The sequence below is a fragment of the Acetobacter sp. DsW_059 genome, assembly GCF_002153695.1.
GTDB classification, from domain to species: Bacteria; Pseudomonadota; Alphaproteobacteria; order Acetobacterales; family Acetobacteraceae; genus Acetobacter; species Acetobacter thailandicus.
On record NZ_JOPI01000033.1, the window covers coordinates 1 to 12,447 of the forward strand.

13 protein-coding genes are annotated in these 12,447 nt (G+C 49.6%); 2 read left to right on the forward strand and 11 right to left on the reverse strand.

Annotation, left to right across the window (positions count from 1 at the left end; genetic code table 11):
• From HK25_RS07600 to gmk, 10 genes are all read right to left on the reverse strand, one after another.
• Positions 1–383, reverse strand: a 383-nt coding sequence (locus HK25_RS07600; protein ID WP_198945966.1) for a hypothetical protein, incomplete at its 3' end; no start/stop codon positions are given.
• A gap of 8 nt (positions 384–391) precedes the next feature.
• Complete coding sequence (locus tag HK25_RS07605) at positions 392–1,219, reverse strand: YwqJ-related putative deaminase (protein ID WP_086635848.1); 828 nt, start codon at positions 1,217–1,219, stop codon at positions 392–394.
• The gene (locus HK25_RS07610; protein ID WP_086635849.1) at positions 1,216–2,127 is read right to left on the reverse strand and encodes a DUF4123 domain-containing protein; all 912 of its coding nucleotides are present in this window, start codon (positions 2,125–2,127) and stop codon (positions 1,216–1,218) included. Before HK25_RS07610 ends, HK25_RS07605 begins: the two co-directional genes overlap by 4 nt.
• A complete protein-coding gene (locus HK25_RS07615) occupies positions 2,124–2,495 on the reverse strand; it encodes a PAAR domain-containing protein (RefSeq protein ID WP_086553343.1) in 372 nt (123 codons plus the stop codon). The genes HK25_RS07610 and HK25_RS07615 overlap by 4 nt, the downstream gene beginning before the upstream one ends.
• A gap of 38 nt (positions 2,496–2,533) precedes the next feature.
• Entirely contained in the window at positions 2,534–2,953 is a 420-nt protein-coding gene (locus HK25_RS07620) for a DcrB-related protein (RefSeq protein ID WP_086635850.1), read from the reverse strand.
• Between the two features lie 84 nt (positions 2,954–3,037).
• Positions 3,038–4,141, reverse strand: coding sequence for a DUF563 domain-containing protein (locus tag HK25_RS07625; RefSeq protein WP_086635851.1), 1,104 nt, complete (start codon positions 4,139–4,141; stop codon positions 3,038–3,040).
• A gap of 43 nt (positions 4,142–4,184) precedes the next feature.
• Positions 4,185–5,699 carry a replicative DNA helicase gene (locus tag HK25_RS07630; RefSeq protein ID WP_086553346.1) on the reverse strand — a complete coding sequence of 505 codons (1,515 nt, stop codon included), beginning with the start codon at positions 5,697–5,699 and terminating at the stop codon, positions 4,185–4,187.
• Positions 5,700–5,701: 2 nt separating this feature from the next.
• Positions 5,702–6,877, reverse strand: coding sequence for an AGE family epimerase/isomerase (locus HK25_RS07635; RefSeq protein WP_086635852.1), 1,176 nt, complete (start codon positions 6,875–6,877; stop codon positions 5,702–5,704).
• The gene (gene rfaE1, locus HK25_RS07640) at positions 6,874–8,307 is read right to left on the reverse strand and encodes a D-glycero-beta-D-manno-heptose-7-phosphate kinase (protein ID WP_086635853.1); all 1,434 of its coding nucleotides are present in this window, start codon (positions 8,305–8,307) and stop codon (positions 6,874–6,876) included. The genes HK25_RS07635 and rfaE1 overlap by 4 nt, the downstream gene beginning before the upstream one ends.
• A gap of 6 nt (positions 8,308–8,313) precedes the next feature.
• A complete protein-coding gene (gmk, locus tag HK25_RS07645; protein ID WP_086553349.1) occupies positions 8,314–8,967 on the reverse strand; it encodes a guanylate kinase in 654 nt (217 codons plus the stop codon).
• Positions 8,968–9,362: 395 nt separating this feature from the next.
• Here gmk and HK25_RS07650 point away from each other — a divergent pair, with 395 nt between their 5' ends.
• Positions 9,363–10,709 carry a cytosine permease gene (locus HK25_RS07650; protein ID WP_086635876.1) on the forward strand — a complete coding sequence of 449 codons (1,347 nt, stop codon included), beginning with the start codon at positions 9,363–9,365 and terminating at the stop codon, positions 10,707–10,709.
• Here HK25_RS07650 and rlmB read toward each other — a convergent pair.
• The gene (gene rlmB / locus HK25_RS07655; protein ID WP_086553351.1) at positions 10,643–11,473 is read right to left on the reverse strand and encodes a 23S rRNA (guanosine(2251)-2'-O)-methyltransferase RlmB; all 831 of its coding nucleotides are present in this window, start codon (positions 11,471–11,473) and stop codon (positions 10,643–10,645) included. The genes HK25_RS07650 and rlmB overlap by 67 nt on opposite strands.
• Before the next feature lie 255 nt (positions 11,474–11,728).
• Here rlmB and HK25_RS07665 point away from each other — a divergent pair, with 255 nt between their 5' ends.
• Complete coding sequence (locus HK25_RS07665; protein WP_086635855.1) at positions 11,729–12,391, forward strand: ribonuclease D; 663 nt, start codon at positions 11,729–11,731, stop codon at positions 12,389–12,391.
• Positions 12,392–12,447: the final 56 nt, after the last annotated feature.

The window sequence follows — 12,447 nt, forward strand, 5'->3', positions numbered from 1 at the left end:
ATATTATATCCAAAAGAATAAAATTTTTCTTCTTTTATCGATCCATTTTCATAGAAATGAATAAATGGCCCCATCGTCGTCCCTTCATGAGCAATAGCTATTTCTTTTATATTTTTATTTCTATAAAAATCTACCATTTGCCCATCTATAAATCCATTTTTATAACCTCTATACTCTTCTATTTCATTATTTTCATTCTCATCCCAAAACTCATATACCGTACCATTAACTGGTAATTTTTCATCATTTATAAGCATTAACTGCTGATCATAGAGACCACCATAGGTAACCTGATCCCATTGCAATCCATTGACTTCAGGATCAAACATAAGATCTTCCTTTGTAAGAATTTTTTGCGTTTCATACCATTCTTTAAAAATCATTTTTTTTCCTATGGTTTTGGAAGATAGCCTGATGGGCAGTTAATACCACGTAATATTGATTCGCAATGTGGACATTGAACAAAAGGAGTATCCGACAATTTAACAGAACCTGTATGAATAACATCTACTGTAATATCATCTTTTTTCGCACCAGGATCATCATTTAAAGCAGCATTTACAGCATAAATTTCAGCATGTGATCCGGCACCCTTAGTATATGTATAACCATCTAAAATGTTTTTTTCATTATTTTCTAAATTATTCATTCTCTCTAAAATATAATTATTAGATTCTTCTGGAATACTCCCTTTTTTATGGTTTATTCCTGTGTAAGTTTTTCCATTTCTCCTATTAAATGCTATAGCATGGGCTGGACCAATTTTATCTTTTATTGATTTTTTAGAATTAGACCCTAATTTTTCTTTTAATTCGTTAAGTTTTTTTATATTTTCTTTTCTTAAATCATCATCTGATATTGTATAGTAAGGTTTCTCACTTTCAAAAGGAAGACGTTTTACTGCTTCATTACAGTTATAACATTCTTCTAATGGTGCTTTCAGGGTTTCCCCGTTATCAGGAACAACAGCTATGACATCATGCTCCTGACTTATTATCGATGATGACTGACCATGAGCAATGTTCAATCCTGGTAAAGAAGACGAACCAGAAACTGTAATTTTTTTAGACAGAGCTGATGCTGGCAGAGATTTGTCGTGACCACTTGCATCCTGCATTACTCGGGTAAGATCAGCGTTTTTCTCCGTAGCAGATGATGCTGACTCTGCCTGTGGTGTAAACCATTTTGAATTATCTGCGTTATCTGAATCACCGCTCATTTCTCCAGCTCCTTCTGAAGATCGTGCCGGGCGGCGTCTCTTATAGATTTTACCAGACGCTCATCTGGTGTCATATGAGATGTACTCTCATCTCCATGCATGATATGTTTTTTAAACGCCTCATCTTTCATGAAGGCCGTGTCTCCAACGATAACGCTTCGGCAAAAAAAGATCAGACACGGCGTTGTCGTCAGTCCCCATGATGCTCCATGCCGAATTTCCTCCTCCACCAGAGTGTGCATCTCCACATCTGTCACAGAGGCTGTTTTATCGGGCCATGACGCCCGTAAATAGGTAATAAATCTTCTTATATTCTGCTCATAACGGGCATTTTCAAGCTGTGTCGTTTGTTCTGGTGAGAGGGTCAGAACACCGGGATGAGGAGCAGGCCACCTGAGATTACGCCTGACTATTTTCACCCCATCTGGCACCGCAATGAGCAGAGCATTTGCCGGACCAAAAAATCGAGCACGCTGAGCTGGGGTGAATATTGGAAAGATACGTTCTGTGACCCATGGATCCTGAAAACGAAACATAGCGGTCCTCATTTTTTGACCACTGCCATCATCAAGTGATGAGGGTATACTGACTTTGGTCAGTTTACGCAGGTGAGACCAGAAAACATGTCCGCTGATTTCTGATGTATGCCAGAATATAGCGTTGCGAATGATGCCTGGTATAGAAAGCAGATTATCCAGCTGTTTTTGTTCAGCCTGAATCAGAAAAGGACCCGTTCGTAAAATGTCAGGGTCACATGGCTCCCGGAATAACGAACCATAAATCAGACCATGAGCTTTCAATAAAGCCGGACAATCAGGATATGACGCACCTTCAATAACAGCGAAAACAGTCCCTGTTGTCAGCCATTCTGCCAGTCTGTTTTTAAGGTCTGAGAGAAGATCGCTCATTTTCGGTCAGAAAAAAAAGCTGTCTCTTTCTGAGCGGCCTGTACCGGACACAAAGCCGGAGAAACTCGACCACCACGATCTCCGATAAACACATTCAGGCTACCAGCTGTGATTACTCCACCATGCGCTGTTTTATCACCCATCCGGGCAGCAGGTTTACCATTAATAAAAACGGTAGGAGAGCCCTGAGCCACAGAATCTGACGGACCATTACAAAGTGCTGTATCGCCTGTACGGGCAGCAGGCATACCGTTAATAGTAACATCTGGAGAACCCTGTACAACAGGGCCTCCGACATGCGGCACAAGACCTGAAAATTGCGGACAGGTATGAAGGTCTGTAATACGGGCGGCGGGTTTACCTGCCATTTTCTTTCTCCCATTTCCGGAAGAAAGATTACTATCATTTAATCTTTAAATTGGAAACTTTTGCTTAAATTATTTAAGGCATTAAGCTGTGCTTCTGAGAATTTCTTCTGAACAGTCGCTATAAATGTCAGAACCTGCATATTATTCTGTATATAAATACGACGCTGTTCAGAGGGATGCTTTTCGTTTCCTATGAGAGTAGCAAGAATAAAGCATGGCCTCTCCTGAATCGTGTAAGAGCGTTTCCATAAGAGTTTAAAAAAATTCTCTTCCGTTTCAGTATTTATAATAGTACAGGCGACATAGGCTGGCAGTGTTTCGGAATCTATAAGAACGCTGCGGGTTATCATCAGACTGAACGGCTCACCATTTTCAGGCGTAATGGTCAGAACATTGATGCTTTGATCGACAAAACCAGCTGGCAGATCAAAACTTGCTTCCTGTATATGATAATCCATATTTTTCCTTTTAAATATCTGCTTTCACAGTCTCAATAAATTAACAGGCCCTGAGGCTAAGCTGATAAATAACCCGGTAAAATACTAAACAACATATTGTTGCAGCTGCTTTGCCCGCCCGATGACAGCCGGCACATCGAACCCACGTAGAGAGGCCGCAGTATGGTTGTCCCCCTCCACACCTGTTTCAATCAGGTCGCCCCAGTATAACAATCCCATCTGAGTGGTGAGAGCCAGTGTGCAGGGATTTTGATGGTGTGCCGGCACAAGCTCATATACGACTGTACCGGGGTGACACCAGGCAACATTTGCCATAGCAGCACCCAGTGAACCCACGACCATACGTGCCCGCGCAAAAAAACGCATCTGCCCGGCAACGCTTAACGTCTCTGGCCGGATAACCGTAAAACCAGCTTCCCTCATAGCGTCAGTCAGTTCAGCCTCATTTGGCATAGCCCTGTTAGACGCGCTGCCACGCTCAATAAAAATAAACAAATCACGCTCATCCGGCTTACAGCCACCGGCTTCAGCCACGAGAGTGCGATAGGCACGCGCTGAAAGAGGCGACACCGAAAAATCAGCAAGGCCTCTCACATAATCAGTATAAATAACCTGTTTAAAAGCATACTGATGACCATGATGCGTGGTGGCCTGAGGGGCATTCTCAAAACCATTCATTTTGAGCGTTTCAGCCTGCCATGGCTGCAGGTAAGGTAAAATAAAACCGCCTTTATACTGCGCCTCACGCAGGGTAAAAAAAGTCGGGACAGTATGCCTTACCCAGTGGAAAAAATTAATATCCCAGTGGTCAAAACTGGCAGCCATAACTGGCTCTTTCAGAAATTCTTTTGAAAGATCACCCGGGCGCACTGTCAGCGCTGCCACCGCATCAGGGGGCTGAAGGTAAGATGTCTCTGCAACAGGGTGGCCATTTTTGAGGAACACCATGAGAGAACGATCAAGAACAACTTTTGACAGAATATACTGACGCAGTGTCAGCGCCTTACTCTGCCAGCCATAAAAAACTGAGCGCGAACCGTCGGGCAGCACCCCACCCTCCACCATCAACGCCGGATATGATACTGGCGCCTCAAGCTCCGTCACCGCAGAAGAGGCCTGAGCGAGAGTAAGAGAAGACTGCTCTGACTGCCTTTTTAATTTCGACATTATAAATTTAAAAAATGTCATACCAGTCTTCTTTTTTCGCAATTTAAGTCAGGCTATTTCCATATCAGTAATGGTGACCATCATCATGAATTTCATCAAGGTTACCAAAACGCGTATATTCACCTTCAAAGAACAGATGCACCGTACCTGTCGGGCCATGTCTCTGCTTTTCAAGAATCAGTTCAGCTTTGTTATGAACCAGGCTCATTTTATGTTGCCAGTCATCAAGTGCCATTGAGTATTTTTCTTTAGAATCAAAAGAAACTTCCTTCGGCATACGCTGCTGAAGATAATATTCATCACGGTAAACAAACATCACGGCATCAGCATCCTGCTCAATCGAGCCTGATTCACGAAGATCTGACAGCATGGGGCGTTTATCTTCACGCGATTCAACCTGACGCGACAGCTGTGAGAGAGCAATAACCGGCACCTCAAGCTCTTTTGCTATCGCTTTCAGACCCTGTGTAATCATAGAAATTTCGAGCACACGACTTTCAGGCTTTGTCCCGACCGACGGACGCATAAGCTGAAGATAGTCAACAACTATCAGGCTCAGGCCCTTAGTGCGCTTTAGCCGGCGGCAGCGCGTACGCATGGCAGAGAGCGAAATAGCTGGTGTGTCATCAATGACCATAGGCAGGCGAGCCAGCTTCTGACTGACCCGAACAAAACTATCAAACTCTTTTTGCCTGATATCACCCCGACGGAGACGCTCACCCGAAACCTGAGCCTGCTCTGACAAAATACGGGTTGCGAGCTGCTCAGCCGACATCTCGAGGGAGAAAATAGCAACCGTACCTTTAGGCTTTGCACCTGTTGCCTCAGCTTCCTCAAGCAGGGAGCTCGCGGCAGAGAACGCCATTTTGGTCGCCAGCGCCGTTTTACCCATGGCCGGACGACCAGCGAGAATCAACAGATCAGAAGGATGAAAACCACCGGTTTTTTTATCAAAATCGACCAGACCAGAGGTCAGACCTGTAACGTGACCTTCATTCTGAAATGCTTTCTCCGCCGTCACAATAGCATCGGTCAAAGCACGACCAAACTCAACGAACCCGCCGTCCTGGCCTTTTTCTGTAGCCAGACGGAAAAGAGCCTCCTCACCAGCCGCGATCTGATCCGGGCCGGAAAGAGATGAGCTTTTACCAAATGCTTTGTTAACAACCTCTTCGCCGATATCAATCAGCTGCCGGCGAATCCAGGCATCGTAAATGGTGCGCCCGTAGTCTCCAGCATTAATGATGCCAACCATTGATGTCAGCAATTTACCCATATAGGCAATGCCACCAACCGGCTCGAGCACATCAGAGTTCACCAGCTCAGCACGCAGCGTTACCGGGTCTGCCAGCTGACCGCTTTCGATGCGGCGGGCGATGATATCAAACAACCGGCCATTTGCCTGGTTAGCAAAATGCATCCCACTCAAAAAATCAGAAACACGATCATAAGCACGGTTATTTGTCAGCAAAGCACCCAGCAATGCCTGCTCAGCCTCAATATTAGCCGGGGGGTGCCGAAGGGTAAGAGAAAGAGAAGAATCTTCAGTGGCGGTAAGCCCGGTATCTGCCTGTGCCATATTTATTGTGTCACCTCTGAACGAACTTTATTCAGCACATCATATGCCGTTATAATATGATAAAGAGAACTTGCCGGAATGGCCTTTGAAACCGGATAGGCTGCCTCATTCAGCTGATCATGCCATGTGCCAGCCGGACAGTCAGTGAAATATCGTTCAAGCAGGTTTGTAACGATACGGGCTGCCAGCCCGTCAGTATCCTGCGGATCAACCGTAAAGACTGCTCGCAGCGTTTCACCCTGAACCCACAGACGCGATGACGCTTTAAGCACTGAACCATCACGCCCCAGCGCATCACACACCAGGCCTGTCGCCGGGTCGGGACCATAGCGTTTTGCAAACTGATACAGTCTGTCAGCACGTGTTTTTGTGATAACACCTGTCAGGCGCTCATATTCTGACAACAGCCAGACCCACTCAAAATGATGGCCTGGCTCAAGCCAGTTCCCCTCATGCCCGGGCGCGGGAGCCCAGTCTGACGTGAAATATTCACCCAGTGTGCCAGTCGTTTCATCCTGTAAAAACTGACTGAACAAAGCGTACAGAGCGTGAGCCTGGGTCAGGTCTGCAATTTCACCGGTTGTTTCATACAAAGCCAGAATGGCCTCAAATAAATGCATGTGCGGGTTTTGCTGGCGTGGCTCATCACCCGCTGGCAGGGTATTAAAAAACCCACCCTGAGGGGTGCTCATATTTTCGCTGATCCAGCGTAATGCCTGACGCGCCAGAGCGAGCGCCTTACCACTTTGATCCAGCCGTTCATACCAGGCCAGAGCAAAGATAACAAAAGCAAGATCATAAAGGTCAGCCGTGGGGTCAAGAAGCTGACCTTCGGGTGTCAGGCTGCGGCCCCATTTACCCTGTTCATTATGGGCATTGCATAAAAAAGCAAAAATACCGTCGGCCCGGCTACGCCCTTCGGCCTGGCCCTGTAACGCGGCCCACGAAAATACAAAAAGCTGCCTGGCCTGCACTCTCACTCTTTTAAAAGGTGCCTGTGCTGAAACACCCTCCAGGGTCAGGCTTTCCTGCGCGCCGTACAGTGCAGGGTTCTCTGGTGTGCCATCACACCCTGCTGTCGCCCAGAAGGGCAAAGCCTCATCAAAAAGCCAGTTCGTAAAACGCTGGTGCATAATAAGCAGAGGCTCTGTTTTTTTTTCAGAAATATGCTGCATCATACACCTTTGATCCGTCCGATCGTAGCTGTTGTTGAATGCCCTTTGAGCAGATCGACCAGAACCAGACGCCCGCCGCCGGCTATTACCTCACGTGCTCCGACAACCTGCTCAGGTGTATAGTCTGCTCCCTTGACCAGTACATCAGGCTCAAGCGCCTGTATGATCTCCAGCGGGGTATCTTCATCAAAGGCTACAACAGCATCGACATGACGGATGGCAGAAATAACGCGGGCCCGTGCATCAAGTGTGTTAACCGGCCGCTCATCCCCCTTGAGACGACGAACACTCGCATCTGTATTTAAAGCGACGACAAGGCGGTCACAGGCAGCGCGTGCCTCAGCCAGAAGGTCAACGTGACCCGGGTGAATAATATCAAAACAGCCATTGGTAAAACCAACACTCAGCCCCCTGCTCTGCCATTTCTGTATCAGCGCATGCGCTGCTGAAGCAGACAGTAAATGTGGCATTTCATCCGGGCCTGACTGTTTCTCCAGCTCCTGAATGACTTCCTGTATATCTGCTGTGGCCGTACCCAGTCTGGCCACAACAACACCCGCTGCGGCATTTGCAACACGCATAGCCTGCTCAAGCGTACTGCCAGAACCTGTGACAACGGCCATGGCTGCAATAACGGTATCGCCCGCACCTGAAACGTCAAAGACTTCACGGGCACGCGTAGGCACAGACAAAACCGGGCCATTATGGCGCACCAGCATCATGCCTTTTTCAGAGCGTGTTGCGAGAATAGCATCTGCCCCGGCCGCAGCCATCACTTTACGGGCGGCGACTTCAGTCTGCTCTTCTGACGCAACAGGCAGGGCTGAAGCCGCTGCCAGTTCTTTTGCATTCGGTGTGATGCAGGTTGCCCCGCGATACAGACGGTAGTCAGGTGATTTCGGGTCAACAAACACCGGCACCTTACGCGCATGCGCCAGAGTAAAAACCTGCTGCAGCACCTGCGGGGAACACACGCCCTTACCGTAATCTGACACAACAACAGCCTGCACCTGGTCTATCCATTGTGCAATGGCAGCATTCAGCGCTTCAGCCTCTTCATTCTGCAGCGGCAGAGCACTCTCTTCATCAGCACGCACAACCTGCTGGTTAGCCGCAATAAAGCGTGTTTTACAAATAGTAGGGCGACAGGTGCTCTCAACCGTTGCATCAACAACATTAGCACGACCGGCAAGACTGTTACGCAATAACGCGCCCGCCTCATCGCGTCCGGCCAGCCCGATAAGAATAGCACGGGCACCAAGTGCTGTAACATTGCTGGCCACGTTACCCGCGCCGCCTGGCATTTCTCTTTTATTTTTCAGCAGCAACACCGGAACCGGTGCTTCCGGTGAGATCCGCTCCATACCACCGTATAAAAAACGGTCGAGCATAACATCACCAACGCAAAGCACTGAAACAGAAGAGAAATCCATAACCTATCAGACTCCAAACGTAGCCACAAAGTCTGCCAGACCCGTCTGACGACGCATGCGCAGACGACCAGCTGTCAGAACAGAGCGCGCCTCAAAAATCGCGCGGTCAAGGTCTTTATTAACGATAACATGGTCAAACTCAGACCAGTGTGAAATTTCATCCTGTGCAGCCGCCATACGACGGGCAATTTCATCAGGGTGGTCTGAAGCCCGGTTATCCAGACGTCTGCGAAGTTCTTCCAGAGAGGGGGGAAGAACAAACAGGCTGACCACATCATCCGGTAACGCCGTGCGAATTTGCTGGTGCCCCTGCCAGTCGATATCAAACACCATGTCATATCCGGCAGAAAGAGCCTCCTCTACCGGCGCACGCGGGGTGCCATAGCCACGCCCGAACACAGTTGCCCATTCGAGCAGCTCACCCGCTGCTGCCATAGTTTCAAACTGCTCCATAGAACGGAAGTGATAATGCACACCTTCTTTCTCACCCGGGCGCGGGGCGCGGGTAGTGACAGAAACAGAGTGGCGCAGCTGAGGTTCTGAGGCACGCAATGCATTTGCGATTGTTGATTTTCCGGCACCTGAGGGCGCTGAAATAACGAAACAAAGACCGCGACGCTTCATTTCTGTCCCTGCATTCGTCATTCTGTTCTGAACCATAATCCGCAAAACCCCTTAACTAAATCTGTCTGCGCAGGCACGATACAACAGTCACTGCACGAAACACAGGGGAGATAAGCAGAATACTCATTCTGTCACTAAAGGCAGATATCTGCTGAGAGTAAAAAACCTCAGAGCGGAGGTGATATACTGGTTGCAGACCCTGCTGGTGTTATTTTTGCACCCGGAACAAAGAGGCAGGGATTACTCTTATTTCGTGCGTCATTTTTATTGTGATATTATGGTGTTATATACCGGGCCACAGGCATACAGCGCTGACCGCTTACAGAGACACATCCCCTGCGCGGCAATAAAAATGATAATTGCACGCTGACAGTTTCCATAAAGCGAGTCAGTTTGTGCCCTCCAGAACAGACGGAGAAACAGAAGATATTATGACACAGCCCCTCCCTTCTCCGCACGCTTATCTGATGGAAGATTTATCAGCTGCCTCAGTACGCGAACCCGTGCCCGCCGCCCTTAAAACAATGCCGACTGACCGCGTGTTCTGGAGCCATTTTTCACCCAACCTTGGCCCGGGCGGATGGGTAACAGGCGCACTGCTGATCAGCATGGGACTGGATTTTTATACCGGTGTTCTGGCCATTATCGTGGGAAATATTATCGGCGCCCTGCCTGTAGCCTTTGCCGCCTCTATCGGACCAGAGACCGGACTCACCCAGATGGAGGCCTCACGACGGGCCCTTGGTCGCCTGGGGGTAAGACCTCCTGCCTTTCTCAACTGGATTTATTGTGTCGGGTGGGATGCCGTAAACAATGTACCCGCTGCCACAGCATTAATTGCTCTGCTCCTGGCGTGCGGCCTCTCAGCTCCCTTCTGGCTGGCACTGGGTCTGCTGGCCGCAGTGCAGATGATGGCTTCAGTTTACGGGCATCATGTCGTTCAGCTTTTACAAAAATATCTCGGTGCTCTGCTGCTTGTCACTTTTCTGATTATCGGAGGAGTCCAGATCAGCCACAGCACAGCACACCTCACAGCCACGCACCCTGTCAGCTGGCAGATTTTTTTGCTGGCAACCGGCATTCTGGTCAGCTTCAACCTGTCATGGGCCTCATACTCATCAGATTACACACGCTACCTGCCAGCCAGCACCAGCCCGACTAAAATTATCGGCCTCGCACTAACGGGGCTGCTCGGGTCTGCCATTCCATTCCAGATTCTTGGATTGCTGACTGCAAGCAGCATCGCTGAGCCATCGCCAACTGCTGTTATTGCCTCATTTCAGCATGCGATGGGGCCCGTTGGCATTGTGGCGCTGGCAGCCATTGCGCTCTCATCCATCACCGGCAACTCTTTTAACGATAATACGGCAAGCTACAGCCTCATCTCAGCCGGCCTGCATGTACCCCGCATTGCCGCTGCTGTTCTGACAGCCTCTCTGGGCTATGTTCTGGCTGTTGCGGGGGCCGGGCAGTACGCCAGCCTTTATACTGACTATCTGCTTGTCACGATGTACTGGATCGCCCCATGGATCGGCATTGTGCTGGCCGACTGGTATTTTGGAGACCGCACCCCAAAACCCGTGCCCCCTGGCTGGACCAGAGGGGCCACGATTTTTACCGTAACATCAGTGCTTACTATCGGGCTTTTTTCGACCAGCACAATTTATACCGGCCCCGTTGCGCGCTGGCTGGGCGGGGCAGATATTGGCTATTATATTGGCTTCTTTGTCGCAGCGTTATGGTACGCACTTGGTGCACGCTCACGCACCAGCTCATAAAGGCCAACAGCTGCTGCCACTGATACATTCAGGCTTTCCATATCGCCGGGCATATACAGCCCGGCAATCTCATCACAGCTCTCTCTGACCAGGCGGCGCAGGCCTTTACCTTCGGCCCCCAGGACCAGAGCCACGCGACGACCTGTCAGAGACGCACCTTCAAGCAGCCCTCCGCCGGCATCGAGCCCGATGGTCCAGAAATTTGCTTTCTGCAATGCTTCAATCGCACGCGAAATATTCACCTCACGCACTACCGGCACAACCTCAAGAGCTCCGGAGGCAGCCTTAGCCAGCACGGCTGTTTCCTCCGGGGCATTCCTGTCCTGAACCACAAGACAGGCTGCACCAAATGCTGCAGCAGAGCGCAAAATAGCCCCGACATTACGCGGATCAGTCACCTGGTCGAGCACAAGAACCGGGCCAGGCCGCTCAACAGCTTCAGCCAGAGAAAGATCAGGCAGTGTTTTAACAAGAGCAGCCACACCCTGATGCACAGCATCGGGGCCGAGCAGCTCATCTAACACTGAGCGCGCAACCAGTTCAGGCTCAGGGCGGTGTTTAACATCAGCTCCCTGTAAAATCGCGCTTTCCTGGTCAGTCAGTAATAAACGCTGAAAGACCCTGCGTGGATTGCACAACGCCGCAGAAACAGCATGTGTACCAAACAGCCAGACACACCCCGCAGGAGCGCTCCCCCCCTCTCTTGCAGAAGAATGTGCCGGTTTTGCACGACGTGACGGGCGGGCGGGACGAGTATTGCGCATCAGAACCTGTGTCTCTTTGTCATTATGCTCTGGCAGATGACAAAATAAATACCAGAAGGGAACCTGTTCTTAGCAGAAACATTATAATCCCGAAATGCTGCACCTGACACGTTCCCTGCCTTCAGCACCTGACAAAAGAACCCGGATGCCATTAAATCGCCGTTATGAGAGTGTAGCTGACACGAGAATTGGACAATTCCATCTCCCGGCTGTATCGCTTGCCGTCCTGACAGAAAAAAAATTATGGAGCGGGTCATGAACACCTCCCAGGCCCTGTCTCAGGGCGCTATTACTCTCCACCGTAATGATCTTCCTGATGATCTGACCTTTACGCACTCAATTGCCGTTGATACCGAGACAATGGGGCTTAACCCCCACCGTGACCGGCTCTGCCTTGTACAGATTTCATCAGGTGATGGCACAGCACATCTGGTGCAGCTCATTCCCGAATCTCTTGGTGGCACAGGCTATAACTGCCCCAACCTGAAAAAGCTGATGGCAAACCCTGACATCACCAAAATTATGCATTTTGCACGGTTTGACGTCGCTATTCTTCAGCATGCTCTGGGCATCAGAGTCAGCCCGGTTGTCTGCACAAAAATTGCAGCGCGTCTGGTACGCACCTTTACAGACCGTCATGGTCTTGCCGCCCTGTGTCGTGATATGCTGGGGGTCGAGCTGAGCAAACAGCAGCAGACATCTGACTGGGGCAAAACCGAACTCAGCCCTGAACAGATGACCTACGCAGCCTCTGACGTGCTGCACCTCCATGCTTTATGGGCGAAAATGGAAGAACTGCTCCGGCGCGAAAACCGCACCGAACTGGCACAAGCCTGCTTTGACTTTCTGCCGGCACGTGCTCAGCTTGATATCCTGGGCTACGAAACACCAGATATTTTCTCGCACCGTTCTTCCTGAGCCAGGTATCATCCCGGCATTCCACGCACTATATAGCAACCTGTAACAGCCAGAGG